The organism is Thiothrix caldifontis (genome assembly GCF_900107695.1).
Taxonomy (GTDB): Bacteria; Pseudomonadota; Gammaproteobacteria; order Thiotrichales; family Thiotrichaceae; genus Thiothrix; species Thiothrix caldifontis.
The window spans coordinates 91,630-118,503 of the sequence record NZ_FNQP01000005.1 but is presented as its reverse complement, the minus strand read 5'-3'; the positions used below and the strand labels follow the sequence as shown (position 1 = coordinate 118,503).

The 26,874-nt window shown below is 53.7% G+C and carries 24 protein-coding genes; 7 read left to right on the top strand and 17 right to left on the bottom strand.

What is annotated here, in order from left to right; all coding sequences use genetic code 11:
• Both BLV87_RS05600 and BLV87_RS05595 read left to right on the top strand, forming a co-directional pair.
• Positions 1 to 2,022: a lipase gene (locus BLV87_RS05600; protein WP_093066266.1), complete on the top strand. Its 2,022-nt coding sequence runs from the start codon at positions 1 to 3 to the stop codon at positions 2,020 to 2,022.
• Positions 2,023 to 2,136: 114 nt separating this feature from the next.
• Positions 2,137 to 2,436 (top strand): TusE/DsrC/DsvC family sulfur relay protein, encoded by a 300-nt coding sequence (locus BLV87_RS05595; protein ID WP_093066264.1) that lies wholly within the window; start codon positions 2,137 to 2,139, stop codon positions 2,434 to 2,436.
• 23 nt (positions 2,437 to 2,459) lie between these two features.
• Here BLV87_RS05595 and BLV87_RS05590 read toward each other — a convergent pair whose 3' ends face one another.
• Together BLV87_RS05590 and BLV87_RS05585 are read right to left on the bottom strand one after the other, a co-directional pair.
• On the bottom strand, positions 2,460 to 3,650 hold the full coding sequence (locus BLV87_RS05590; protein ID WP_093066262.1) for a BaiN/RdsA family NAD(P)/FAD-dependent oxidoreductase: 1,191 nt from the start codon (positions 3,648 to 3,650) through the stop codon (positions 2,460 to 2,462).
• A gap of 82 nt (positions 3,651 to 3,732) precedes the next feature.
• The gene (locus BLV87_RS05585) at positions 3,733 to 4,086 is read right to left on the bottom strand and encodes a 3D domain-containing protein (RefSeq protein ID WP_245706926.1); all 354 of its coding nucleotides are present in this window, start codon (positions 4,084 to 4,086) and stop codon (positions 3,733 to 3,735) included.
• A 421-nt stretch (positions 4,087 to 4,507) separates the two neighbouring features.
• Between BLV87_RS05585 and BLV87_RS05580 the strand changes: the two genes are divergently transcribed.
• Complete coding sequence (locus BLV87_RS05580) at positions 4,508 to 6,034, top strand: B12-binding domain-containing radical SAM protein (protein WP_093066258.1); 1,527 nt, start codon at positions 4,508 to 4,510, stop codon at positions 6,032 to 6,034.
• Here the strand turns inward: BLV87_RS05580 and BLV87_RS05575 are convergent, their stop codons facing one another.
• Genes BLV87_RS05575 through BLV87_RS05565 form a run of 3 tightly spaced genes read right to left on the bottom strand, consistent with a single transcriptional unit; the run spans position 6,035 to position 8,409 of the window.
• Complete coding sequence (locus BLV87_RS05575) at positions 6,035 to 6,850, bottom strand: hypothetical protein (RefSeq protein ID WP_093066256.1); 816 nt, start codon at positions 6,848 to 6,850, stop codon at positions 6,035 to 6,037.
• Between the two features lie 36 nt (positions 6,851 to 6,886).
• Positions 6,887 to 8,140 (bottom strand): type II toxin-antitoxin system HipA family toxin, encoded by a 1,254-nt coding sequence (locus tag BLV87_RS05570; RefSeq protein ID WP_093066254.1) that lies wholly within the window; start codon positions 8,138 to 8,140, stop codon positions 6,887 to 6,889.
• On the bottom strand, positions 8,137 to 8,409 hold the full coding sequence (locus tag BLV87_RS05565; protein WP_093066252.1) for a helix-turn-helix domain-containing protein: 273 nt from the start codon (positions 8,407 to 8,409) through the stop codon (positions 8,137 to 8,139). The genes BLV87_RS05570 and BLV87_RS05565 overlap by 4 nt, the downstream gene beginning before the upstream one ends.
• A gap of 142 nt (positions 8,410 to 8,551) precedes the next feature.
• Between BLV87_RS05565 and BLV87_RS05560 the strand changes: the two genes are divergently transcribed.
• Positions 8,552 to 9,163 (top strand): NBR1-Ig-like domain-containing protein, encoded by a 612-nt coding sequence (locus tag BLV87_RS05560; protein WP_093066250.1) that lies wholly within the window; start codon positions 8,552 to 8,554, stop codon positions 9,161 to 9,163.
• 17 nt (positions 9,164 to 9,180) lie between these two features.
• Positions 9,181 to 9,828, top strand: a complete 648-nt coding sequence (locus BLV87_RS05555; protein ID WP_093066248.1) for an autoinducer binding domain-containing protein — start codon at positions 9,181 to 9,183, stop codon at positions 9,826 to 9,828.
• Here the strand turns inward: BLV87_RS05555 and BLV87_RS05550 are convergent.
• Positions 9,825 to 11,033 (bottom strand): RNA-guided endonuclease InsQ/TnpB family protein, encoded by a 1,209-nt coding sequence (locus BLV87_RS05550; protein WP_093066246.1) that lies wholly within the window; start codon positions 11,031 to 11,033, stop codon positions 9,825 to 9,827. The genes BLV87_RS05555 and BLV87_RS05550 overlap by 4 nt on opposite strands.
• Before the next feature lie 335 nt (positions 11,034 to 11,368).
• On the opposite strand from BLV87_RS05550, the gene BLV87_RS20060 reads away from it, so the two are divergent.
• Complete coding sequence (locus tag BLV87_RS20060) at positions 11,369 to 11,647, top strand: helix-turn-helix domain-containing protein (protein WP_139282125.1); 279 nt, start codon at positions 11,369 to 11,371, stop codon at positions 11,645 to 11,647.
• Here the strand turns inward: BLV87_RS20060 and BLV87_RS05545 are convergent.
• From BLV87_RS05545 to BLV87_RS19250, 6 genes are all read right to left on the bottom strand, one after another.
• A complete protein-coding gene (locus tag BLV87_RS05545; protein WP_175517849.1) occupies positions 11,572 to 12,024 on the bottom strand; it encodes a hydrogenase maturation protease in 453 nt (150 codons plus the stop codon). The two genes, BLV87_RS20060 and BLV87_RS05545, sit on opposite strands and share 76 nt — an antisense overlap.
• Entirely contained in the window at positions 12,021 to 13,319 is a 1,299-nt protein-coding gene (locus BLV87_RS05540) for a Ni/Fe hydrogenase subunit alpha (RefSeq protein WP_093066242.1), read from the bottom strand. The genes BLV87_RS05545 and BLV87_RS05540 overlap by 4 nt, the downstream gene beginning before the upstream one ends.
• Positions 13,303 to 13,962, bottom strand: a complete 660-nt coding sequence (locus BLV87_RS05535) for an NADH-quinone oxidoreductase subunit B family protein (RefSeq protein ID WP_093066240.1) — start codon at positions 13,960 to 13,962, stop codon at positions 13,303 to 13,305. Before BLV87_RS05535 ends, BLV87_RS05540 begins: the two co-directional genes overlap by 17 nt.
• Position 13,963: 1 nt before the next feature.
• Positions 13,964 to 14,800 (bottom strand): FAD/NAD(P)-binding protein, encoded by an 837-nt coding sequence (locus tag BLV87_RS05530; protein ID WP_093066238.1) that lies wholly within the window; start codon positions 14,798 to 14,800, stop codon positions 13,964 to 13,966.
• The gene (locus BLV87_RS05525) at positions 14,797 to 15,870 is read right to left on the bottom strand and encodes a 4Fe-4S dicluster domain-containing protein (RefSeq protein ID WP_093066236.1); all 1,074 of its coding nucleotides are present in this window, start codon (positions 15,868 to 15,870) and stop codon (positions 14,797 to 14,799) included. The genes BLV87_RS05530 and BLV87_RS05525 overlap by 4 nt, the downstream gene beginning before the upstream one ends.
• A gap of 124 nt (positions 15,871 to 15,994) precedes the next feature.
• Positions 15,995 to 16,141 carry a hypothetical protein gene (locus tag BLV87_RS19250; RefSeq protein WP_175517848.1) on the bottom strand — a complete coding sequence of 49 codons (147 nt, stop codon included), beginning with the start codon at positions 16,139 to 16,141 and terminating at the stop codon, positions 15,995 to 15,997.
• Positions 16,142 to 16,397: 256 nt separating this feature from the next.
• Between BLV87_RS19250 and BLV87_RS05520 the strand changes: the two genes are divergently transcribed.
• Positions 16,398 to 17,864 carry a sensor histidine kinase gene (locus tag BLV87_RS05520; RefSeq protein WP_093066234.1) on the top strand — a complete coding sequence of 489 codons (1,467 nt, stop codon included), beginning with the start codon at positions 16,398 to 16,400 and terminating at the stop codon, positions 17,862 to 17,864.
• Positions 17,865 to 17,922: 58 nt separating this feature from the next.
• On the opposite strand, the gene BLV87_RS05515 is transcribed toward BLV87_RS05520, so the two are convergent.
• From BLV87_RS05515 to BLV87_RS05495, 5 genes are read right to left on the bottom strand one after another with little or no spacing between them, the layout of a single operon-like run.
• Positions 17,923 to 18,255 (bottom strand): P-II family nitrogen regulator, encoded by a 333-nt coding sequence (locus BLV87_RS05515; RefSeq protein ID WP_093066232.1) that lies wholly within the window; start codon positions 18,253 to 18,255, stop codon positions 17,923 to 17,925.
• Positions 18,252 to 21,359, bottom strand: a complete 3,108-nt coding sequence (locus BLV87_RS05510) for a DUF2309 domain-containing protein (RefSeq protein WP_093066230.1) — start codon at positions 21,357 to 21,359, stop codon at positions 18,252 to 18,254. The genes BLV87_RS05515 and BLV87_RS05510 overlap by 4 nt, the downstream gene beginning before the upstream one ends.
• A 49-nt stretch (positions 21,360 to 21,408) precedes the next feature.
• On the bottom strand, positions 21,409 to 22,743 hold the full coding sequence (locus BLV87_RS05505) for a proton-conducting transporter transmembrane domain-containing protein (RefSeq protein ID WP_245706925.1): 1,335 nt from the start codon (positions 22,741 to 22,743) through the stop codon (positions 21,409 to 21,411).
• Positions 22,736 to 24,535 carry a SulP family inorganic anion transporter gene (locus BLV87_RS05500; RefSeq protein WP_093066228.1) on the bottom strand — a complete coding sequence of 600 codons (1,800 nt, stop codon included), beginning with the start codon at positions 24,533 to 24,535 and terminating at the stop codon, positions 22,736 to 22,738. Before BLV87_RS05500 ends, BLV87_RS05505 begins: the two co-directional genes overlap by 8 nt.
• The gene (locus BLV87_RS05495; RefSeq protein WP_093066226.1) at positions 24,532 to 26,865 is read right to left on the bottom strand and encodes a nitric oxide reductase activation protein NorD; all 2,334 of its coding nucleotides are present in this window, start codon (positions 26,863 to 26,865) and stop codon (positions 24,532 to 24,534) included. Before BLV87_RS05495 ends, BLV87_RS05500 begins: the two co-directional genes overlap by 4 nt.
• Positions 26,866 to 26,874: the final 9 nt, after the last annotated feature.

Sequence of the window (26,874 nt, the reverse complement as noted above, 5' to 3'; positions counted from 1 at the left end):
ATGAAATTACAGCTTTTATCACGGAATATTCTGCTGGCCTTGGCTGTGTCAGGGTTGGGAGCCTGTGGCGACTCCAGCGATTATGATTTCAGTGCCAACGCCAATGGCACGACGGGGAGGGGCACGGCAGTGGCACGGTTTGATCCTCGTAGCGGCGTGATTCCGCAAACCAATGACCTGTTGCTGGCAGGGTCAACGGATGGCACCTTGAATATTCCCACTGCCACCATCACCAACCCCGGTCAGCTTGGCTTGGTGAACAGCCTGAATACCTTGGACGGTTTTGGCCTGACCGCACCGATTACAGCGGCGTTTGGCGCGAGTCTGAAAGCAGGTTCGCTGCAAACGGGTAGCAGTGTGCGGGTGTTTGAGGTGCGTAAGGATGTCGCTACTCAAGCCATTACCGGGGTTGTTCGTGAAGTAACGGCGGCTGAATTGTTGGCAACCGCTGTGGGAACGCAGCAGGATACCTTAGCCTTAGTGCCATTGAAGCCGCTGAAGGAAAGCACGAGTTATTTGGTGGTGTTAACCAATGCGATTCAAGGCAGTGACGGACGGGCGGCAACCAGTGACTCGGCCTATTTGCTGGCAAAAAGCACGACAGCGTTAAGTGGTGAGTACGCAGCGTTAGAACCCTTGCGTCAACTAATCAATAACCAAGAGGCTATTGCTGCCAATCAAGGTGTCAGTGCGGCGACTATCGTGTTGAGTTGGAGTTTTACTACGCAATCGGTTACGCCAGTGTTGGAGGCGATGCAGCGGCAAGCAGCGGCAAGCCCACTGCTGATTTCCCCGACGTTGGGGGCAAGCAATACCTTTGTTCCGGCGTTAGCGGGAAAAGCTAATGTGCATATCGGCACATTAGACGTACCGTATTACCTGACAGCGCCCAGTACCGCGAATCCGACCGCGCCGTTGACGACGGCTTGGTCGGGAGCAGCAGGTTCTTTTTTAACCCGCTATAATCCAGCTCCAGTCGCGACGTCTACGCAGACCGTGCCTGTGTTGATGAGTGTGCCGAATGCCAGTGCGTTGGCGGGGGCAACACCGCCTGCGGGTGGTTGGCCTGTGGTGATTTTCCAGCATGGGATTACCCGTAACCGCCAAGACTTGCTGGCAGTCGCGGATACACTGGCGGATGCGGGGTATGTCGGAATTGCGATTGACTTACCGTTGCATGGGGTAACAGAGGATGCCAATCCCTTGCGTGCAGACAAAAATGCCGCGTTTGCGAACGATGTGGAACGTACCTTTAATTTGGATGTGCAAAATGCCTCGACCGGTACAGCGGGAGCCGATGGTGTTATTGACAGTTCCGGTACGCATTTCATCAATTTAGGCAGTTTACTCACCTCACGTGACAATATCCGCCAAGGGATTGCGGATTTGTTGGTGTTACGGCGCAGTTTGGGCAATATCACTGCCGTGCCTTTAAATACCGCTAAGGTCGGTTTTGTGGGGCATTCGTTAGGGGGAGTTATTGGTACGGGGTATTTGGCAGCGGAAACGGCTGCAACGCCTGCATCTTTGGTGACAACGGGCGGGGGAATTGCACGGTTGTTGGATGGCTCGGCGAGTTTTGGCCCGGTGATTCAGGCGGGTCTGGGCAGTGCGGGGCTGACGCCGGGGTCAGCAGCGTATGATGCTTTCATGGTGGTGGCACAGACGGTGATTGACCCGGCTGACCCGGTGGTGTTGGGAGCGCAGGCGGCGGCTAAGCATCCTGTGCACATGATTGAGGTGTTAGGGGATCAGGTCATTCCTAACCGTGTGACGGGAGCGCCACTGTCCGGCACGGAGCCACTGGCAAGCGTGATGCAATTGACGAGCAGAACCGCAACCGCTGCGGGTGAAGATGGTATTGTGCGTTTCAATCGCGGCGCTCACAGTTCGGTGCTTGACCCTGGTGTTAATTTGGCGGTAACGGTGGAAATGCAGCGCCAGATTGCAGCTTTCCAATTGGCGGGGGGAGCTGCCATTGCCATTAATGACAGCACGGTGATTGCCGGTGCAGCACCTTGAGCCAGTGGGCGGGGTAAGCAATGGCTTATAGCCAGTGTGAGTATTGACACGCCCCGCCCCTTTATCAGTAAAATACCCTACTAAATTACTAGGCAATTTGAGGAGACTTAAACAATGAGTGTAGAAATTCCAGCACGCGATGGTGACGGTTACTTACTGAGCATGGATGATTGGACACCGGAAATTGGTAAAGCCATGGCAGAAGCTGATGGTGTCGAACTGACCGATGCCAAGTGGGAACAGATCATGAAAGCGCGTGAGTATTATGATGATCAGGCTGTGGTTCCACCGATCCGTAAATTCTCCAAATTCATCAATATGGATCAGAAAGAGCTGTTCGCGCAGTGGAAAACTGGGCCAATGAAGCCCATTACCAAATATGGTGGTCTGCCTAAGCCTACTGGCTGCGTATAATGAAATGATGGGTGTGTGGGGGGCTAAACGTACTGCCCCGCACACCACCCTGATGCCCATGCCCACTGAAAGTTATATCCCCCTAACCAACCGGTTACATCCACCGTTTCACCAATAAAATACAGCCCCGGTACGTGGCGAGCCTCCAAGGTTTTAGACGAGAGTTCGCGGGTATCCACCCCACCTAAACTGACTTCAGCGGTACGCATTCCTTCTGTGCCTGCGGGGGTTAATTCCCAAGCGTGTAATTGCTCAGCAATGGATTGCAGCAGTTTGTCGCCGTATTGTCCTAAGGGACGATTGGGGAACACGGTTTCGCACAAGCGTTGTGCCAGTCGATTGGGTAAGACGTCTGCGAGTACCGTTTTCAATTCGGCCTTTGGGCGTTGTTTCTGTAGTGTTTGTAGCCAACTTAAAGCATCCCGCCCCGGTAGTAAATCAATCTGTACCGCTGCACCTTTTTGCCAGTAAGATGAAATTTGTAACATTGCCGGGCCACTCAAGCCCCGGTGCGTAAACAGCATGTCTTCGCGGAAATAACCTTCCCCACAACTGACCGCAACGGGGGTACTCACACCGGCTAAGCCCGCAAACAGGCCATCCAGCATGGTTTGGGTAAACGTGAAGGGGACGAGCGCTGGGGAAAAGGGGATATTTTTCAAGCCAAACTGTTTCGCAACGTGTATGCCAAAATCGGTTGCACCCATGCGAGGAATCGAAGGCCCGCCAGTGGCAATCACGAGGGCGGTGGTTTGGAATGCGCCTTGGGTGGTTTGCAGGTGAAAGCGCTCGGTGGCGCGGCTAATGGCCTGAATCTCGGTATTCAGGCGCAAGTGTACGCCTGCATCGCGGCATTCTGCCCATAGCATCTCAACGATGGCTGGTGCTTTTTGGTCACAAAAGAGTTGCCCTAAGGTTTTTTCATGCCAGCTCAGGCTGTGCTTACGCATTAAGTCGAGGAAGTCGGCTGGGGTATAACGCGCCAGGGCTGATTTGCAAAAGTGGGGATTCTGCGACAAATAGGCGGCTGGGTTGACATGCAAATTGGTGAAATTACAACGCCCACCACCGGAGATGAGGATTTTTTTGCCGATTTTGTCCGCTTTATCCAGCAGTAGCACACGCCGTCCGCGTTTTCCGGCTGTCGCGGCACACAGTAAACCCGCCGCGCCAGCGCCGAGGATTACAACATCATAAGGTTCTAGGGTTTGCATGGGCGCATGATAAACTTGTGGCAACCAAGAAAAAAGCCCGCAATGTGCGGGCTTGAGAGAATCCTTCAATCGTGTGGTTTTTTTACCAATGAATGGTGACTTTGCGTTTTCCCCAACGCTTGGCTTCGTGGACATCTTTTCCCATGTAGATGTCAATTTTTTTGCGCCAGCGTGAGTGCATTTTGTCGAGTACGACATATTCACCGACATAGCGGCCGTCGAGGCCACTGATTCTGACTTTATCACCACGGGTTAGGCCATGCTGTTTGAGTAAATCACTCGAAATGGCAATAGCTTTTACGCCCGGTTTTAGGCGGTCACCCCATGCGGCGACATCTGGAGTACTATCGGTCTGTTTAGAAACCGAGTTATAAGCGGTAGCGGTTACCTTTAGGCTGTTTGGCCGTTTCTGCCCTGCCGAGGCGATTCCAACCATGCTAATGGTCAGAAGAACCACTGTTAGGAGACGTGTTACAGTAAACATAAATTAACCTAAGTTTTTAATTTAAAAAGAAATTTCATCAAGGTTGATAGAAGGATTGGAGGCGAGATTAGCATATCGGTATATTCTAATGAAGAAGATTTTGCGATAAACAGGACAAGCGGTACAGTTTTTGGGGGGTGAGTGATTGACGACACTAATCAACTTCACTGTGTTTATATAACAACATACTATATGTTGCTGGAGTGTATAGTAGCGACAGCTTTCTGTCATTTTTTTGCTGTGAAAATCTCTATGATTTATTTAATAAATTAATAATAAATGGTTATATGTCATTAAAACAATCAGTTGCGTATGGTTTTTATGCTGACGCGTTATTAATTAGAATTTTAAATTAACAAATTATGGTTTATTTATGATTAAAGGTATTATTCTTGCCACATTGAATGCGCGTTACACCCATGCCTCGTTGGGTTTACGCTACTTATTCGCCAATCTGGGGGAATGGCAGGCACAGACAAGCATTATGGAATTTACTATTGCGATGCGCCCGCTGGATATTGCCGAGCAGCTTTTGGCAAGTCAGCCACGGATTATTGGTTTGGGTGTGTATATCTGGAACATCACGGAAACCACTGCGCTGGTGGCATTGCTTAAAACGCTCGCACCTGAGGTGGTGATTGTATTGGGTGGGCCAGAAGTCAGTTATGAAACGGCGCAGCAGCCGATTGTCCAGCAGGCGGATTATGTGATTACCGGGGCAGGTGAGGTTAGTTTGCGTCACTTGTGCGGGCAGTTGTTGAATGGGTATAAGCCGTTGAACAAGGTGATTCCGGGGGAACAAGCACCATTACAGCAGTTGGTGTTGCCTTACGCGCACTACACCGTGGATGATTTAGCGACACGCTCTATTTATGTGGAAGCCTCGCGGGGTTGTCCGTTTAAATGCGAGTTTTGCTTGTCAGCGTTGGATAAAACTGCGTTGCCATTTGAATTACAAGCTTTTTTGCTGGAAATGGATCAGCTTTGGCAGCGTGGTTTACGCCAGTTCCGCTTTGTGGATCGTACATTTAATCTGAAAATAGCGACGACGGTAGCGATTCTGGATTTTTTTCTGGAACGCTTGGATGCGGAAACCTTTCTGCATTTTGAGTTGATTCCTGATCATTTGCCGGAGGTGCTGAAGGAGCGCATTGCCCGTTTTCCGGCAGGCTCTTTGCAGTTTGAGATTGGTATTCAGACGTTCAATCCAACGGTGCAAGCCTTGATCAGCCGTAAGCAGGATAATGCCAAATCGGCTGACAATATTCGCTGGTTGCGTGAACATTCTGAGGCGCATTTGCATACGGATCTGATTTTTGGTTTGCCGGGGGAGGATTTAACCAGTTTCGGGGAGGGTTTTGACCGTTTGATCCGTTTGAATCCACACGAAATTCAGGTGGGAATTCTCAAGCGTTTACGGGGAACGCCGATTATCCGCCACACCGCAGCGTTTGGGATGGTGTATAACCCGCAGCCACCGTACAATATTTTGCGTACCGATCGGGTGGATTTTGACACCCTGCAACAGATGAATCGGTTTGCGCGTTATTGGGACATGATTGCCAATTCCGGGCGTTTCACCCATACCTTGCCATTGCTCTTGGGGGATGCGCCTTTTGCACGTTTCTGGGAATTATCCGTTTGGATTTATGCACAAGTGCAACAAACGCATCAAATTGCATTACCGCGCTTGTTTGTGTTGGTTCACGGGGCAGGGCAGGCTGTGCTAGGGATTGAGCAGGCGGTCTTGGAGGATACCTTGCTGAAAGATTATGCGGTGACAGGGCAAAAGGGGCAAATTCCGTTTTTGAGCGAAGCCCGTAAGAATCGAGCGCTGGTATCAGTGGCAGGTAAAAGTGGTAATCAACGGCAATTACGCTTTGTGGGCAAGAGCGAGTAATTACTCGCTTTTGCTACATACTTCTTTGGCAAAGGTGGGGTAGTCGACGATTTTGGTGCTTTCGCAAGCAATTTTGCAGCGCCGCTCAAAGGCTTCATGGATAAAACCGGGGTGCTCGCTGACGGCTGCGATGCCGCGTGTTAAATAGCCGGGGAAGTTGATTTGTGGTTCACGGCAGCTTGTATCGGTTTCCTGATGTTCTTTGCAAGCGCCCAAGGCTTCGTCGTAAAGCCAGCGGCAGTTTTCTTCACCGACAAAACTTTTTGGAACCGTTTCCAGTTCAATGCCTAGCTTGTTGGTTTGCAGGACAGCATTTTTGTGTTTTCCTGCCTGAAAGCCTAAATCTAATAAGAGGCGATCACCATCAACATTCAGGGTTAAATCTTCCGGTATTGCGCTGAAATCGGGGTGGGTGACAATTTCAGGGGTGGTGTCTTTATTCAGTAGCAGGAAGTAAAACTGGTGTTGCGGGCAGGCAGTGCCACCACAATTAGAGCCAAACAATACCACATCGCGGGTATTTTGTTTGACGTAGTAATGCAGTGAAAGGTAAAACCCTTCTTGTTGAAAGAGCTGTTGCTTATCCAGGGTGAGGGTATCCGGGGGCATATCGGTTTTGCTGTGGGTAATCGCCAGCTTGCCAAAGCGTGTGTCGAGTATTTCATCTTCTAAAGTCAGTGACTGGATGTAGGTTTCCAATACCGTGACTTTAGGTGTATCGGTTGGCGGTGTTTCAACGCGGGTATCACAACCGGGTAGCACCAGCAATAGGCTGCAACAGCTTAGCCAGCCTACATGCGCTAAGTATTTCATCATACTATTAATAATCCAGTGGTGAGGTAGTGATGAATACTAATGGATACCCATCAGTTCGGCAATTCCTTGCTTCCAGATACTTTGCATCCGTTCGCCGATGTCGGCAAAAGCGGGGTGTCGCTGTTGGTATGACTGTAATTCCGGCAAGGTGGTTTCCAGCCCGTGGGCAACCCATTCCAACAGGTGTTTGGCACGACGTTCATTGATATTGCAAAACTGGCGGGCAAATGCCAGCAGCGCTTTGCGTTCCGGGAATACTTTGCTGCCACCGAATAACAGCGCGAGTGTGTCGTTGGGGATGTAGGGTGTGGTGGAGACAATATCAAATGCTGGTGCAAAGCGAATGTCGCCTTCGGGGTCATCGTAGAGAACCCCAAAGTTTTTCAGGTGTGCATCGCCATTACGTACTGCACAAGTAAGCGCGAGGGAGAGGAAAAACTGTTCCAGTGCTTCGTGTACCCGTTGCGGTGAGACGAATTGGCGGATGCGTTGTGCAATATCTTGGTAACTGCCAACGTATTTGTCATCGGTTGCCAAACCATTCAGAACGCAAAAATCCTCAAAGCCGAGGTAGCCACCTTTGTCGTTCAGATCGAAACGCTTGACGATTAACAGACGCCCCTGGGCGGCGAGTTCGACTTCCGGGGTTTCTAGCCCGGCTTTGCGAGCTGCTTGCATACAAAAGTATTCGTTTGCCGCGAGTTGTGGGAAGCGTTCTGGATTCCAGCCTTTGACAATGTGGGTAGCGTCACGGTAGCTGAATTGTTCCAATTGTGCGGCGGTTGCTACGGTGTCGGCATCACGAACCAACACTTTGGGTTGCACTCCCGAAATCCCGGAATAGCGGGCATAACGTTGCAATAAATCGGCAAACAGGTCTTCTGTTCCAGAGTAAGTGCGTAATTCCTGCATGTCTTGCAACGGCATGGTATCGGGTTCCATACCGGCTGGTGCAATGCGGATACGCCCAATTTGTGAATGCCCGACAATGCCCAGCAGTGCAAGGTCGTCAAAATTTTGCACCGTTTTCTGGAAACGGTTACGCAATAATTCACGTAACTCACCTTCGGGCAGGTTCATTTGAAAAATAGGGTGTACGCCTTGCTGATAGCCGTATTGGTCAGGCATGACGGGCATTGTAAGCGATACCGCTTGTTGAGGCGTGGCATCCGCTAAGTAACCAAACACATAGCTGAGGGAGCGCATCGCACTACGCCCTAGTGTGCCGCTGCGTTCGCCTTGTACATAAATATCGAGACTACCTTGATCCGTGTTGGTTTGCTTGCTCATGAGTGGCGGCCTGTTTTACGTTGGGTGATTTCATCCACTAGGGTGTGTAAGGTTGGGCGGCGTGGCGCAAGGGGTTGGGCGATTAATTCCAGCCCTAATACCGAACAGAGCGCCATGATTTTGCGAATACCGATTTCGGTAATGGTGCCATTTTCAATACCAGAGAGCGTGGCACGACTCATGCCCACCTTTTCACTGAGATCGGCTTGGGTAAAATGTTGTTTTTTTCGGGCATCACGTAAGGTTTGCCCTAATAATGTCATATCCATGTATTGTATAGAGTGCAAAATAATGGTTTTAGTGAAACATGCATTATATATAGTGCATATCTAAAATATTGTACACTCTATCGCCTTGATTTCCTTTCTGTTAAATTGACCAATGTCAGTTGATCATTGAGGGATAATAACTATGTCTGCATTAGATTTGGCAGATTACTTACGAGTGCGTCTACGTGCTTTGCACATGACCACAACCGAAGCGGCGAAACGCTCCGGTATTTCACGCCAAACATGGCACAAGCTGCTGCGTGCCGAAATTGGTGAAGCACGCCTGTCTACCCTGATTCAGGTTGCCGATACGCTGGAAACACATCCACTCAGTATGCTGCGTATCTTTTTCAACGGTCGTGAGGTTTCACAGGTCGCGCACAGAGAAGGCAATACCGCGTTTGTACTGGGCTTTGTTGCTGATGTGACTTTTCCTGATACCAGTGAAGTGCATGTCGGTCAGGAGTTCGAGAAAATCTGGGAGGTGGCTAATCTGGGCAAGGAGCCTTGGGTTGGTTGGCGTTTACAATGCGTGAGTGGGCAAGAGGACGATAACTTGTTGCCGGTTAATGAGAGTGTTGCGATTCCTGAGACTCCGCCGGGTGCAACAGCACGTTTGGCTGTACGCTTACGTGCGCCGGGTGCGCCGTGCAATGCCGCTATTTCTCACTGGAAATGTGTCAATGCTGAGGGTGAGTTGGTGTTGCCTAACCATGCGGGGTTGTATTGTATGGTTAAGGTCATGCCTGTGTGACAGGGGTGTTTAACCCGATGCATTTCATCGCAGCGTTGTTCCAGGCAACAACGCTGGATGAAGCATTTGCGGCTTATGAACGGCAAATGCAAGCATTGGGGGTGGAAAGTGTCATGTATACCTTTGTGCCACAAATATACCTCGATGCTCACTTGTCGATAGTGCCACTGTTCAAAACCTCTGGTTCGTACAGCCCCGGTTTTCTTAAACATTATCAGGAAGCGGGCTTTGAACAACACGATTTCACGGTAAAAAAAATCCTTCAGGGTGAAAGCCAGCTCATTGATTGGTGGGGGGAAAGCCGTAAGTGTCACTTAAGCAAGCATGAGCAGAATATAGTTGTTACGGCGCGGGAGGATTACGGTATCCGTAATGGGATGACGATTCCGCTCCAAAGTGGCATTGGCATAGGGGGAATTAGTTGCATTAGTGCTGACAAAGATGCAGCTTACCAACGGTTGTTGCGGGAGCGTGCTGAAGCATTATTTTGCTGCGCCCAACTTTTTCATGCACATGTGATGACACGACCGCAGTTAAATGCTTTTTTTATGACGGCACTGTTGGAAAAGCTGAGTGTGAAAGAGCGTCGCTTGCTTCCCTTCCTCATCACAGGCTTGCCGATGAAAACCGTTATTTCAAACCTACCCAAATCTACTTATAGCTAACTAAAAGTAGTCATGGTGTTGAATTCCTGCTTCACGGGGGCTGGTTTCGTCTTCGGCTTGCGCCCAAGACCAGAGCCTTCCCCTCCACAGGCAGACACCGTGTAACTCACGGCGTATTCTTCTAAATTCTTGGCGGCATTTACGTCACGGTCATGGACTGCACCGCAAACGGGGCAAGTCCATTCACGTACCGACAGTGGCAGCTTGTCCACTTTATGCTCACAGCCAGCAGCAGAACAGGTTTTGCTCGAAGCAAAAAACCGATCAGCCACCACGACCACCGCACCGCGCATTTCCGCCTTGTATTCCAGTTGCCGCCGAAACTCGAAAAACCCCATATCACTGATGGCACGGGATAAATGGCGATTTTTCACCATGCCCGATACGTTCAAGTTTTCAATGCCGATGGTGTGAAAACGGCGGGTCAAATCCGTGGTGAACTGGTGCAAACTGTCTTGGCGGATATTGGCAATACGTGCGTGAAGTGTTGCCAGCTTCTGCTTCGCCTTGTGGCGGTTGGCACTGCTTTTGACCTTGCGGGACAGGCTGCGCGAGAGCCGTTTTAGGCGGGAAAGCAAGGCTTTATGCGGCTTTGCCCCAACCACTTTTTCCCCCGTTGATAGGGTTGCCAGTGCAGATACGCCCAAATCCACTCCTACCGTGCCTTGGTTTTTGGCAGGCGGGAGATGATGTTGGTCGGTATCCACGGTGATGCTGGCGAACCACTGGTCAGCGGTGCGGGAAACCGTGGCAGAGAGAATTTTACCGGAAAAGCGTAACGTTTCCCGCATCCGCACTAACCCAAGGTTGGGAATGCGGATGCGACAACCGTCAAGGCTGAACTGGTCGTTGGTGAGGGTGAAACTGTCGCGGCTTTTGCCTTTCTTTTTGAATTGCGGGTACTGGGTGCGTCCCGCAAAGAAGTTCTTGAAAGCTGCACCGAGTTGGATAATCGCCATTTGCGGGGCGTTTTTGGTGACTTCCAGCATCCAGGGGAATTGTTCGCGTTTGATGGCGTTCAATTGGCGGCGCAAGCGCATTTGGTTGGGTTTTGGCTGGGTGTTATCGTCTTTCCATGCGGCGTATTGGGTTTGCCATTCTGCCAACGCCCAGTTGTAGGCGAACCGTGCTGTGCCAGCGGCTTTCGCCAAGTACGTCGCTTGCTTATGGTTGGGGTCAAGGCGGATTTTGTGGCTGATGATCATGGCAAACAGAATGCAGCACGGTGTGATAGTTGTCTAGTCATCCGTGCTTTTGCTGCTATCTTTTACGGATAAACGGCACAACGCTTTTATAAACCTAACCAAGATGATAAAGTTTGAATAGATTTAGATAGATTTTATGGTAACTGTTTCAAACCCTACCCGATCACTTACCCGGTATTTCTGCTAAATACGGAGAAAAATTGGATTACTCCAATTGTTGAATCATCTATAGACGTATCTTCATGCTGTCAAGGGTGGAAATTCCCACCTTGTTACGCCCCTGCCAAATAGTGACACTGATACCAAGGTTCTGAGTGTCATTGAGGGGTGACCAAATGTCAGCAATAGATCTAGCAAGCTATGTGCAACGTCGGATGAAAACCTTAAATATCAGCATGAAAGACGCTGCCACACGTTCGGGGTTATCCCGGCAGACGTGGCACAAGTTAATGCGTGCCGAAATCCAGGAAGCGAAAGTGTCTACCCTGATCAAGGTGGCGGCTATTTTGCGCATATCCGTTCCTGTATTACTGGATATTTATTTCCAATCAAGAACGTCAGCTACACCAGTACAGATAATTCCAGTGGTAAGGGAATTTGAGTCAACGTTGTGAAATGGCACCGCGACACCCCAGATGTCGAGTTGTTTGGGTAATAATCCCAAGGTTTCTCCCAGCGCCAGCACTTCTGCAATACCAAAGCCGTGGGATGAAGTGGGGAATTCAAGTAACGCTAATTCCTCTGGCTGGAGCTTGAAGAGCATCCCCGGCGCATGTTGGGTGGAAATGACTGCATCAATCAGCATCACATGGTCATAACCGTGCCAGTGTTCCAGTAAGCTCATGCCGGGGCGATCCAGTTTTTGCAGTGTCAGGATGCCTGCTGCCTCCTGCGCTTTCACCCACGTTTCTTGTTGCAACGCATCCAGCGCCAGCCAGCCTGCTTGATCATCCCCAAACGGTGAGCCGATGCCGATAATGGCGGTTTTCACGTGCGCGTGACCTTCAGCCGCAAAAAATGCGTGGCACACGAAATGCACGGGTCGTAATTGCGGATCACCTGCTCTGCCCGCAAGCGCAGTGCCGCATCGTCATTGTCCAGCCCGAAAGCGTGTAACGACTGGTGCAAATCCTGCTCCATCCGTGCCTGATTCTGGCTGGTGGGCGGCACAATCCGCGCGGTTTTCACCGTGCCATCGGCATGAAAATCATAGCGATGCCACAACATTCCGCGTGGTGCTTCGGTGCAACCAAACCCGGTACTTTCACGCGGTGTAAACGCAACATACGGCTGGTCGGGCAGGGTGTAACTGTCCAATAAGCGCAAGGCTTCATCAATGCAGTAAGCGATTTCCAGCGCCCGTGCTGCCATGCTGTGGAACATATTGCGGCTGGGGAATTGCACCCCGCTGCCTGCCAGTAGCGCCAGCAAATGCGCGGGCAATTGCTCATGCAACACATTGACCCGTGCCAATGGCCCCACCAAATACGCCTTGCCGTGCAAATGCGCGTGTAGCGCGGTGGAATGCGGTACTTGAAATTCCTCAAAATGCTGGGCGTAGTCCGCGCTGTCAATTGCCAACCCTGCATCAGACACAATCCGCCCCTCATTGAATGGGTATTCATCGGGGTGTTGCAAGGCGACTGATACAAAATCCTGCTCATCAGCAGGCATCGGCAAACGCGCCACCCAGCGCACCAATTCGTAAGCCTCTTCCTGCGCGGCAGCCAGTTCCACCCGCAATGCCTGCATTTCGGCGACCGGCGGTGCGGCATAAAACCCGCCGACACAGGTATTCACCGGATGCACCGAACGCCCGCCAATCACTCGCATCAGGCGATTGCCCAAACCTTGCAACGTCAGCCCACGCTTGACCACATGGGGAAAAATTTTTGCCATTGCCAACGCGGAGTCAAACCCCAAAAAGTCCGGTGCTGCCAGCAAATGAATGTGCAAGGCATGGCTCTGAAGCCATTCCCCGCAATACAGCAAACGCCGTAAATCCCGCGCCCAGGGGCTGATGGTCACGCCAAACGCCATTTCAGCCGCATGTACGGCGCTCATTTGATACGCCACCGGGCAAATGCCACAAATGCGGGCGGTAATGTCGGGTACTTCCTGACAATCGCGGCCTTCCAGCAGTTTTTCAAACAAGCGCGGCGGCTCGAAAATGCTGAATTTAAGGTGGGTAATCGCACCGTTATCAATGTCGAGTTCCAGCGCCCCTTCGCCTTCCACGCGGGTGAGAATGGGAACGCGAATGCTGAGCTTACGGGATTCCGGCATAAATCACTCCTTGCGGGCCGTAGCAGCCGTAACAACCGCGCCCAAATGCTGGGCAAATCGCCCCGCAACCGGCGTGCGTACTTGGCCCTAAGCACGGTTTGCCTTCGGACACCAACACGCACACATTGCCTCGGCGTTTGCATTCGGCACAGACTTTTTCTTGAGGGATGGCGGGGGTTGCGCCGTGCACTAAACTGCTAAGCGCTTGCAGCACTTGCTGGGTATTGACCGGGCAACCCCACAATTCCAGATCGACTTTGACGTGTTGGGCAATCGCAGTGGCGGTGTCAAGGCTATCGAGGTATTCGGGGTGGGCGTAAATGGCTTGATGCCAGCCCTGCGCGTCCTGCAAATTGCGCAAAGCTTGCACCCCGCCCGCCGTGGCACACGCGCCCATCGTGATTAAATAGCGGCTGTTGGCACGGACTTCCCGAATGCGTTGCACATCGTGGTTGGTATTAATGCTGCCTTCCACCAAGGCAATATCAACCAGCGCGGTTTCAGCCAACATGCCCGCTTCGGCGAAATGCACGATATTGACCCGTTGCGCCAGTTGTAACAGCGCCTCCCCCGCATTCAATAAGGCTAACTGACAGCCATCACACGAGGAAAATTTGTGTACCGCAACCGTTGGCAGTGGCATGTCAAAACCCCTTCACCCCTAACAGGTGGCTGATTTCTGGTAACGGGTAAACCGGGCCGTCTTTGCAGATAAAGCTGCTGCCGAATTGGCAATGCCCGCAATGCCCGACGGCGCAGTGCATATTGCGTTCCATGCTCAACCAGATGTCATGGTCGGGCAAACCGCGTTCCTGCAACGCCTGGGCGGTGGCTCGCATCATCCCTTCCGGGCCACACAACATGGCGACCGCATTGGCGGGGTCGAATTGCGCTTGCCCAATCAATTGCGTGACTAGCCCAGTGTTGAACGGCCAGCCTTGCCCGGTTTGGTCAGCCGTGAGCAATACTTGGGTATTGGGAGCTGCCGCCCAGGTGTCGTATTGCCTGCGCCAAATCAAATCGTGGGTGTGTTTCACCCCTTGCATAATGACTAGGCGGGCGTAATGGGCGCGTCGCCGCAATACATAATGCACCACCGATACCACCGGCGCACAACCCAAGCCGCCGGTAATCAGCAAGACATCGCGCCCTTGCGCCGCTGCCATCGGCCACCCTCGCCCGAAAGGGCCGCGCAACCCCAAATAATCACCGGTTTGCAATTGCGCCAATGCTTTGGTGACACGCCCCACAACCCGCACGGTGTGATCAATCAAATGCGTGTCTTTCGGGTCAGAGGCAATCGAAATCGCGACTTCGCCCACCCCATGCAGGTACAGCATATTGAATTGCCCTGCGTCAAAGTGGTAACGCGCATGGTGGGCAAGATCGGTGAAGCGCAGCCGTAGGGTGAAAATATCCGGGGCTTCTTGCACCCGTGCGACGATTTGCACTTCGTGTGGTAAGTAATCATTGGGTTTCATACCAGTTGTTCCACCTCAGCGGTCAAATCAATCCCCGCCGGACACCAGCTAATGCAGCGCCCGCAACCCGTGCAGCCACTGCGCCCGAATTGCTCATGCCAGCCTGCGAGTTTGTGCGTCAGCCATTGGCGGTAATAGTCGGTGGCATTGCTGCGAATTTGCCAGCCGTGGATGTAGCTGTGACCGGGTTGAAAACACGAATCCCAGCGGCGTTCATGACGGCTGGTGTCGCCATCCAGATCCGGGATTTCCACCGCTTGATGACAGAAACAGGTGGGGCAAACACTGGTGCAGTTGCCGCAAGCCAGACAGCGTGCGCCAACGGTTTGCCAGTGCGGGTGATCGAGGTGTGCAAACAAGGGCGGTTTAGCGGGCAAATGGCGCTGCTGCTGGGTCGCGGCTTGCATTCGCTGCTGGGCGGTGTGTTGTTGCGCATCACTGGCGGGGGTAAGCGGCAATTGGGCGGCAAGGGTCGCGCCTGCTGTGGAGCCGCTGCTCAGCAGAAAACCTGCCGCAATTTCGCTTAATAACAGGTCGTAAGGTTGGCGAATGTCAGGGCCATCGCCGGTTGATACGCAAAAACAGGTGGCAGCGGCGTGGGTGCAATTCACCCCGATTAGCAGCAAGCTCTCCCGCCGTGCTTGGTAATACGGGTCGACATGCTTGCCGTGTAAAAAGTGCTGATCTTGCAGCGCGAGTGCGGCAAGGTCACAGGCACGTACCCCGATGATGGCGGTTTTTTGCGGTTGTGGCAGGGTGGCTTGAAAGCGCAAGCGCCCGCTCTGGTCGCGTTGCACTGTCCACAGGTTTTCTTGCGGGGCAAAGGTATACGGTTTAATGGCGGATGCACCATTGCTCCAATTGAACCAATAAGGCGAATCGGTTTGCTGTAGGCGGTAATGCGCCGGTTGTTGCTCATCCTGCCAGCCTTGGGGCAGTTGCGTGACGCTGTGTAAGTGGTCGAACACGATTGCGCCTTGGCGGATTTGCGGGCCAACACAACCATATCCCGCTTGTGTTAATGCACTTAGCAGGTGGGGGAAGTCTTCCCGCGCAAGAAAATGATTCATGACTACACATGCTCAATTTGAGTCTTCCACTGAGTTTAGTGTGTTTGCTCTAAAAGTGTCATTAACAATGCGCAAATATATTCAGGGCTGTGGTTAAAGTTTTAATATTAGTTTTCCTTGTGTGTCAATTAATAAAGATCGGGGCAAACAACATGAGGAAGACCAGCAACAAAATGAAAGGTGCCGGGCATTCCCGTAGTTCAGACCTAGGTGGGCTGGATTCAGTACGATCTGCCATCAGGCTTGTCAGGTGGTTTAATTTTTCAGACATTTGTGCCAGTTTCCTAAAGTATTGATAATGTTAAAGAGATTGAAAGCAAGGGCTGTGCCAACTGGAATTTGAATATAAGCTATTGTTTTTATGGAAAAATTAATTAGGACAATAATATTTACTTCACATACCTACCGTTGCAAGTCGCAACGCAATATTTGTGAATTTCACATAAGCTTATGTTTTATAATGGGTTGTTATTCGTATTATTGTATGTTACATAATGAAACATTCTGTTGCAGTCTGAAATACCCTGATGATCAGCATTCACCGAAAAATCACGACAGCATTTTCTACCTTGGCTGTGTTGGCAGTTGGGATCACTGCCTTTACTTCCTTGGATTTGCTATTTCTGGAGCAGCGGATGGAAGACGGTATGGCGATTACCCGTCTCGAAACTGCCGTGCAGGACATGCGCCGTGAAGAAAAAAATCTGTTCCTATACCAAGATCCCAATGCTGGACAGGAGGCGAGTAAATTCGCAGTATTAGCATTACAGGAACTGGATGCCTCCCCCGCTGCATTGGCTGCGGTAGGCGAACCACAACAACTGGCACAGTTGCGCAGTGGTTTGCAGGAGTACCAGAACCTCTTAAACCATTATATTGAGCTATCACCTGCTGATCTGGGGTCAGAAAACCGTATCCGTACTGAAGGGCATCACCTGTCGCAACTGACTGAAAAACTTGCTCTGCACGAGCGTGAGTTGTTACAGCATGCGATAGCAAATGCTAAGTCTGCGCAAGTTATCGGAATCGGGATTTTTGCTGCCCTGTTGTTGCTGGTTGGCTGGCGGCTTGACCGTTCGGTTATTACGCCAGTGAAACAACTGATGCAAGACCTCAACCCCATCGCGGAAGGGCGTTTTGACCGGCTGGAAACCGACTCGCGCAACACCGAAATGATTTCCCTGCGCGAAGCTTTCAACCGGATGCTGGATGAACTCGAAGCCCGCCGCCGCCGCCTGATCCAGTCGGAAAAGCTCGCAGCCATCGGTGTGCTGGTATCCGGCGTTGCCCACGAACTCAATAACCCGCTGTCGAACATTTCCTCCTCCTGCCAGTTGCTGCTGGAGGAACTCGACACTGCCGACCATGCATCCCTGCGCGAGTGGGCGCAGACCATCGACAACGAAACCGAACGCGCCCGCCGGATTGTTGATGCCCTGCTGGATTTCGGGCGCAGGCAGGAACCCCGGCTGGAAACGGTCAACCTTGCCGACCTGCTGGAACGTACCCTGTTACTGATCCGTGGGCAGGTACGCAAATCCGGCACGACCGTGCAAAACCACATCCCGCCGGATTTGACCCTGCCTGCCGACCCGCAGCGTTTGCAGCAAGTGTTCATCAACCTGTTGCGCAATGCAGCGGAAAGTGGTGAAAACCTGAGCCTGCATGTCAGTGCCAAAGCGTGCAGTTTCTCAGGTACACCGTTGCCCAAGGACGCCACAGTGGTGGGCGAGTTGGGTTGCCACCTCAGCAAACGCCAGCCGATGGTCGAAATCAGCATCGAAGACAACGGCTCCGGCATCCCGCCCGACACCCTGCCGCGCATATTCGAGCCGTTTTTCACTACCCGCGAACCCGGACATGGTATGGGGCTGGGTTTGTACATCGTGCAGGAAATCATTCAGGAACACGGCGGCTGTATTGCGATCGCCAGCCAGGCAGGGCACGGGACGCGCGTGGTGTTACGCCTGCCGTGTGGGGGGCATCATCCATGACCGGCCAGACATGCCCTGCCAGCGGCGAACCGGTGGCGGCCAAATCCTGAAGCCCGGCCTATTCCCCGCCCTTGAACTTCACCATCCGCATCACCTGAATGTCAGAGACAAACACCACCCCGGAATGCTGGCTGAAAAACGGGGTAAAGCCACCCAAGATCGGTTCCACCAGTTCCGGCGGCACGGCAGCGACGATCATGATCAGCAGGTCTTCTTCATTGAACATCAGGTGGCCTTCGTGGAACCCCTGCCGCCCCTTGCCGGACAAGTTGTTGATGATGGTGTAGCCCTTCACCCCGGCGTGGTCGAGCAGGTCGGTGGCAAATTCCTGGTATGCGCCTTCTAGGATGATTTCGAGTTTTTTCAGCGGGCTGAGGGTAAGGTTGTTCATGCCAGGGCTTCCTCCAGGCGGGTAGGTTCGGTGGTGGCAAGCTGCTGGTGTACGTGCCAGCCGCCATCCCCGAACAGATGGACAGTATGGGTTTCAGGGTCGACCACCAGTAGGCGTATCCAGGCATTTTTCGCTAGCCGTTTGACAGAAATCACCCGTTCCACGGCTTGCTGCGCATGGGCAAACGGGGCTTCGATCAGGGCAATCAGGCGGATTGGCTCGTGGTACGGCTTGCCGTTTTTCATGACAGTCTGGGCGGGCAGGCCGGTGCGCAGGTCGCTGATATTGCCGGTCATGACGCCGAAGCGGCCCGCGACGTTGTGGTTGACCTTGCTGCCGCTACCGAAACGTTGGTTGTCGACGGTAGAAAAGTAATGTTCCATGTTGATCCATTGCCCTACCACCAACGGGCCGGTGAGGATGTTTTCCAGCAAGCGCTGCCTGGGGTCAACACGGTAATCGTAGGAATGCAGGAATGCCCGCCCGTCCAGTGATGCAGCGCTGGTCAGCCCGCGCCGCCCGATCACGAACCAGGCGTTGCGCGACAACCCCCATTCCGGGCGTACCTGTGACCAGTCCACCGCGTTGCGCTGGGCGCAGGCAGCGGCGGCAGCCGGTTTGCAGCAGGCATGGGAATCCAGGCTCAGGGTCGGGATGCGTTCCTGTGCACACAGGCGCGAAGCAGCAGTCAGCCTCTTGCGCAAGCGGTCGAGGTACATCAGGTGGGTCGCTGGAACCCGTTCCAGATCCAGCAGTTGCACTTCGTCGGTGGTGGTATTGTGCAGGGCGGGCAAAAACCAGGTGTCATCAGGAATGCTGATGCCCTGTTCCTGCAAGCGGCGGCGTACCGGTGGCTTGTTGGCCATTTGCGCCAGCACCTTGGCACTGACCAGCCCGTGGTTGCCACCGCAAGCTCCACAATCGAGCGCCGATTCATAGGGGTTGTTGGCAGAAGTGCTGCCATGACCGGCCAGCAGCACGAAGCGGGAAAAATTGTCGGTCAGGCCGATCGCCCGCAGTGCGGTTGTAACATAGTGGGTTTGCTCATCCAAGGTGAAACCAATCCGCCCCAGCCGTTCCAGTTGCCATTGGGCAAACGGGGTGTTGATGCGGTAATCGGTTTGCAGGCGCTTGATGAATCCTTCCCCCAGCCCCAGGTGTTGCAGGCATTCTGTCAAGGCTGATGCGTTGTCGAGGGCGGCTTCACGCAATTCGCGGATGGCGGCATCGGTCACGGTTTCCGGTGTCAGCTTGAATTCCAGTTCAAGTGCCTTGACGATCACGGCCCGTTGTGCGGCACGGATGATGGAATCGGCTTGCGTCCGGCTGAGTTTGTCCAGCAGCAGATGGGTTTGCGGATGCCCGCCGTGCAGGTGCTTGCGCCAGTTGTGGTAGCCCTTGGGGGCGAGGGTTTTGCCGATCATGTCGAAACCGAACAGCAAGCCGATGGCTTCCACGGTCACAAACGGGGTGAGGACGGATGCCTTCAGTTCATGTACCGCTTTTTCCAGCGCGGTCATGGCGGGGTCGTCCTGAATCCCGGTGGCGGCCATTTCCAGCACCAGGTTTTGCGGGGTCAGGATCACCGGACACAGGTGCAGTTCGCTGCCCTTGCCCAGTTCCATGAAACTGACGGGTACGCCGAAGAAACCGGCAATGCCAAAGGTCTGGTAATCCCCCACGCTTTCCAGATGGCGACGGATGCGTTCGGAACGGGTGTCGATGCAGAACAGTGCCTGCGCGAACGGGCGTTTACGGTCATTAGCAGGGGCTGGCAAGCTCAGGCTGCCGAGCAGGTGCTGGATAGCAGTGGCTTCCATGGCGCGTAACCACATCATGCCTTCGTGCTGGGCGCAAACGCTGAGGGTGTCGAGCAGGGTTTGTAGCTCTGCCAGCGTCAGGCTGGTTAGCCGCGCGGTGTCTCCTGCCCGTTGCGCCAGTTCCTGCAATTGGGCCGCTTGCTGGTGGGCTTCATGGTGGCGTTTTTGGCGGGTGTAAGTGGCGAAAACGGCTTCCATTTCTGCCGCTTTGCCGCGTGACAAGGTGCGTTCCACCGTGTGCGCCATGACGGGCAGAATCTGCCTGCTGTGCAGTTCCAGACGCAACCAGGTTTCCTGTGGGCGTTCTGCAATCATTTTTTCCAGGGCGGTGCGGTTGTTGAGGCGGCGTTGCAGCTTGCCGGAATGCAGCAAGGCCAGTGCCAGCGTCAGGCGGATGGCCATGAAGTCGATCAGGTCGCCGGGGTATTGCTGGTTCCAGTAATAGCGTTTTGCCCCGGAACGCCAGCGGATGAAACCGACCCAGCCATGCAGCCGCGCCAGTTCGCGGGTGAAATACGCCATCCATTGCGCTTCGGGGATGCCCAGTTGCGCCAGCACGTAGGCGATGATGCCTTCCGCTGTATCGGCTTCCGCCAGAATGCGCCGTACCTGGCGGGTACGCTGTAACAGGGGCGGGTTGTGCAACGCCAGCTCCCGCCATGCCTGGAAAAAGCCCTGTTCGCGCCCCGGCATTCCCCAGGCTGACTGGCCTTCATCGAAAAAGTCGAGGCAGGTTTTGATCAGCAGGGTATCCAGTTCCTCGCCGAGCTGGGTTCCGTACAATACATCAACGGCCTCGTAAACCGGGCAGTCAGCCAACAGGTGTTGGCGCAGGTGGGTTGTTAGCCGCTCCATGCCGATGCCGGGTGTGGCTACGGGTTCCTTGCCCTGCAACAGTGCATGGATGTCGGCGGCCTCTGCCAGCCTGAAGGTGGGTTGCGGCAGTTCACGGGTCTGGGTCAGCAACGCCAGTAACCAGCCATGCACATCCAACCCCGCCACAGCGTCACGCCCGTTCAGGAAAGCTGCCAGTTCCGCTTGCAGCACCCCGGTATCCAGCTTGCCTTGTGCCAGATAGCCCTGATAGGTGCTGCGGGGCAAGTAACCGCGCCCATGAAACAGTTTGCTGCCTTGTGCCACCGCTTCCGCAAACGGCAGGTGTTCCAGCCCGTGCAGCGGATTGTGGTGGATAAAGGTGCGCATAGGCCAGAAAAACGGGATCGGTTCTGCCGCCATGTGGATCATGGAACGGATTTTCAGTTTCATGCCCAGAAAATTGTTCATGCCATGCCTCCTGTTGCCAGTAACCCCGCAGCAGCCAGCAAGGTCAGGGTCAGTGCCAATACCCAGCCCAGCCCGCGCGGCAGTTTTCCGAACGCATGTTGTAGGTGGCGAACAGCAACTGCACTCCCGTCACCCAGCCAAAGAACAGCAATACCACCGCACCCTGCTGGTGGAAGATCGCCGGTTCTACCGCCCAGTGTGCTAGCCCCAGCACCGCCAGTGGCACCAGCAGGGTCAGCGCTGCCATCAGCAGCCACGGGTAACGGTTGCCCTGCGGCTGTTTTTCGATGATGAAGGTGTAAAGCGCATCCTTGGGCGTATTGTCATGCCGCCGCGCTTCGCCGATGACCCCACCAGCATTCAGGAACAGCGTGCCCTTGAACAGGCCATGCGCAATCAAGTGGAAAATCGCCAGCGCAAACGCCCCCACCCCGCATTCCATGATCATGAACCCCATCTGTCCCATGGTGGAATAGCCCAGCGATTTCTTGATGTCGTTCTGGGTCAGCATCAGTACCGAGCCAATCAGCGAGGTCAGCAGGCCGACCAGGAACACCCAGTGCAACACCTCGCTGGTATGCACGAATACCGGCGCAAAGCGGTTGATCAGGAAGCCCCCGGCATTGACGATGCCCGCGTGCATCAGCGCCGATACCGGCGAAGGCCCTTCCATGGTGTACGGCAGCCAGGTATGCAGCAGGAACTGGGCAGAACGGGCAAACGCCGCCAGTGCCACCAGCGCCGCCACCACTTCCGCCAACGGCAAGCCCAGCACGGTCGTGGCCGCTGGATCTGCTTGCACCTGTGCAAAAATCTCCGGCAACGACCACGTGCCGTAAGCGTGGAACAGCAATACCGCCGCCAGCAGCAGGGGCAAATCGCCGATACGGTAGGTGATCAGCGTCCAGAACCCGTAACGGTGCGCCGACTGGCTGCGCATGTCCTGACCCAACAGGAAATACAGCAATACCCCGATCAGGTGCCAGGCCACTAGCAACGTGATCAGGTCGCCTGCTGCCACCATCACCAGCAAGGTTGCCACCATCAAATCCAGCAGGATGAAAAAGCGCACGTACCCGCTTTCCTCCGCCATGTAACGCAGTGAGTATACCCGCACGATCAGGCTGATGGTGGCAATGACAAACGCCATTAACAGGCTGAGTGGGTCAAACAGCAAACTGCCCCAGTGTGTCCCGATACCGTGCAGGCTGGCTGCTTGCCCCGCCAGTTTCAGCCACAGCAGGCCAGCGCTCAGCAGCCAGACCAAGATGCCGCCCACTAGCCCGATACGCACCGCACCACGCCCCAATACGCCCGCCAACAGGTGGGTCAGGAGAGCTGACAGCAGGGGGAGGGCAGGCAACAGCAGAACGAGCTTATCCATGCATACCTCTTATTCTTTTCAATTCGGGAAGCTGCAAGGGCGTGATGTCAATTGCATCGCCAAACATCTGCTGGGCATATTGCAAGGCATCCTTACGCTCTTTGAAAAAATGCTGTTTGCCGATGCGTGCCACCAAGCCTGAACGTTCCATCGCGTTATACACCTGCGCTTTGCTACGTGCAAAATACAAGTAAGTGCCTTTGGTGGACAGGCGATCCACCACTTTTTCTAGCATGTTTTCGCCCGTGGCATCAATTTGCCCGACCCCTTCCATGTCGAGGATCACCACTTTGAGGGCGGGTTTGCTGGCCATCGTGTTGAACAGTTTGCCTTCCAAATACCCCGCATTGGCAAAATATAAATCGCCGTCGAAACCGTAAATGGCAACGGTGTCGCTGGTCGGTAAACCATGCAGTTCTGCATCACGCAAAATGCCGTCTTCTTGGTCACGAGCCAGTTCCACAAAATTAGGGCGCATGGTGCGGTATAAGAACAAACCAATGGAGAGGATAATGCCGGTGAGAATGCCGATTTCCAAATGCGGGGCAAACATCAGTGTGGCGACAAACGTGACAATCGCCGCAACCCCGTCATGACGTTCTACTTTCCAAGCGCGTTTGATCGGGTTCACGGCAAGCAAATTCAATACTGCCATGATAATTACCGCCCCCAAGGTGGCTTGTGGCAGGTAGTACAATAAATCTGTTAGGAACAGCAACGTAATCGCCACCAAGCAGCCCGTCACAATGGACGCAAACCCTGTGACCGCCCCCGATGAAAAGTTTACTGCCGAGCGAGAAAACGAGCCGGAAACAACATACCCTTGGAACAAGCCTGCGGTGATATTCGCCATGCCTTGCCCCACCAGTTCCTGATTCACCGACCAAGGCTGACGCGTTTGCGACGCAATGGCTTTCGAGATAGAGATCGCTTCCACCAAGCCCATTAAACCAATGACGATAGCGGATACCATCAGCGCACTTAGATGCGAAAAGTTGAATTCAATTGCCGGAAAATTGAAAGATGGCAAGCCTTTGGGGATTGCCCCCAACACCGCACCGCCAATGGCATCGTAATGCACCAGCCAAGCAATGACGGTCGTTAATGTCACCGTGATCAAAATTCCCGGTAACATTGGCGCATAACGCTTAAGGATAAACAAACAATACAATGCCGCACCGCTCATGATCAACGTCGCTCCGTGTGCATTCCCTACACTCGTGGCAACCGTCCACAGGTACTCATAATAATGGTCAAACTGATCCGCTTTAATATCCAACCCCAGTAATTTCGGGACTTGCGAAGTGGCAATAATCAGCGCAGCCGCGTTAGTAAAACCGATCACTACCGGATTGGACAGAAAATCCACCACTACCCCTAGCCGTAACAGCCCCAATGACAAGCGGAATACCCCAATCATCAACGCCAGCAAAGCAGCATAGGTCATCATCACTTCCATTCCTAGGCTTGCATAAGGCTGGATAGCGGTTGCCGACATCAACGATGCCAGTGCGACCGGCCCGGTACTCAACTGCCGTGACGAGCCGAACAACGCAGCCGCCATCACCGGCAAGAACGACGCATACAAACCAATGTAAGCAGGCAATCCCGCCAATTGCGCATAGGCCATCGCTTGAGGAATGGCAATCGTTGCCACGGTCAAGCCCGCAACCAAATCCGCCTTGATGGTGGCAGGATGTTTCAGCTCCCCCAGCCAAGAACGGTAGGGCGTAAAAAAGCCTCCCCAGCTTTTCATCAAGGAGAGTAACCAATGTTGAGTGTTAGCTTTCATCTAGTCATGCCCAAGTACAACGCTGGCAATTTTTCCGGCAAGCGCGTGATATTGTCCAGCACCAGATAATGCTTTGCCCCAAAGATGCGTTCCACGTACTGATCGGCTTGTGGGTCAAGCGTCATGCAGAAGGTGCGGATACCGCGCCGTGTCAATTCTTCCACTGCCCGCCGGGTGTCGTGACGCAAATATTGCGGGTCACGCACGTCGTTATCTGCCGGTTCGCCATCGGTGAGCAGCAGGATCAGCTTTTTCTGACTGGCGCGTTGGGATAGTAACTGTCCGGCATGGCGCAATGCTGCCCCCATGCGCGTGGAAAGCTTGCCACCCATGGCGGCTAAGCGCCCTTTTACGGTGTCGTTGTAGGGCGCATCAAAATCCTTGAAGCGGAAATATTCCACATCGTGCCGCCCGTTGGAGTCGAAGCCGTGAATCGCAAACGGGTCGCCAATTTTGTGCAACGCTTCCGCGAGTAACGCGGTGGCTTCGCGGGCAAGGTCAATCACTTTCACGCCGTCGGCAGCGCCGCGAGCCTGATCATTGGTGGATTCCGACAAATCAATCAGCAATAGCACCGATAAATCACGGATTTGCAAACGGGTGCGGATATTAATACGCGGGTTGGGTTGCTTGCCCATGCGAATATCCACCATCGCTTGCACAGCGGCGTTCAGGTCAATGGTGTCGCCGTCTTCGACATTGCGCTGGCGGATCACACCTTGCGGTTGCGCGGCTTCGATCAAGCGTTTCAGGCGTTGGATAATCGGTTTGTGCTTTGCTACCGCTTGCTCAATGAGGTCGGTATCACCGCGTTTCGGGCGTTTTTCCAACACTGTTACCCAGTTGGGGCGTTCCAGTTGGGTTTGGTAATCCCATTCGGGGTAATGCACGGGCGATGCCACCGGCTCTTTGCCCTCTTTTTCATTAAGGGTCGTGCCGTCGTCATGGAAAAATTCGGTTTCCAGCACCCAAATTTCCTGCGCGTCATCGCCTGCGTATTCCACGTCCAACCCCATGACCATTTCCATGACGCTGACGTATTTGCGTACTTGCTGGGTTTGCCCCGGTAACAGCACGGTGTTTTCAGGGTCGTCGGGAGATTGCCACAGGTAGCGGTTATCGTCGCGGTACGGGTTGGTGGGCTGATCCTGACGCGGGTTGTATTGGAAACCGAGGAACGTTGCCTGTTCCGCCAGTTGCAACCCAATGTCCAACGCCAAGGTTTGGTCGTTTAAGCGTTCGCTGTGTTGGGCAAACAGGGCAGTGGCTGCTTCCACCAGTGGGTGATCATCGCGGTAATCGTTGTCCAGCAAGCCACGCGCCATGCGCCCCAACACACTTGCGGCACTGTTGTCTTGCGAATCCGCCGGTAACAGGTTTTTCCACAAGGTCAGCAAGCCGGGGAAATCCTTCACCGCCAGCGTTTCCACCCGTGCGTCTTCCACAACCCCTACCATTGCTTGTTGCAACGGGGTCAAACCTTGGGCATCGTGGTAATAGCGCGAATACACCACATGCGCGGCGGTATGGGCAGCAGCGGCGCGGTACACATCCATGCCGTTGGCCTTCTCGCCATTGGGCAGGGTGAAATCGTCAAACGCATCCGGCAGGTGGATGAAATTCGCCTCGATATACGGGCGGTAGCCTTCGCGGGTTTCAAAGTCACCGGAAGTCGGGCGCAAGAAAAAGTCGCGTCCCCACAAAGCGCGTAAATACATAATCAGGCGGCGTTGCACATCGACGAACAATACCCCACGCTGCTCTTTTTTCATCACACTCATCGCGGAATCGTTTTTCAACCCGAAATATTCCGCCTGCCCGTTAAAATCGTTGCGGTAAGCGGAAATGCCCCACATTGCCCAACGCCGCAAGCCGCCCAGCGTCAGGTGCGCCAGCAACACATCGAGCTTTTCCAACATCGGGCGCAAGGCACGCGGGGCTTGCGCTAACAAATGGTTCAACAGGCTCAGGTAGCCTTTGAACAGTTCGAGTTCGCCCAGCCGTGCCGCCGCTGTGGGTGCGGTGGCAAACAGCAGCACCAAGACACTGGCACTGGTTTTGGAAAACATCTGGATGGCTGCGGATAACAGTTCGGAAACGGCTTGTTCGCCCACTTCTCTGGCAACCAGTGGCGCAGCTTCCAAGAAAGATTCGACCAAATCCGTGCCACGCCCCAGCGATTTCAACCCCGCAGCACCGCGCAAATAGGTATCCAGCCCACGTGGGGAAAACACCCGTGCGGCTTCTTGCCAGTTGGCTTCCAGCACTTCGTTGGTGGTATCGCCCAAATCATCAATAATGTCCTGATAATCGCTGAGTTGTAACGCCATCAAAGTACT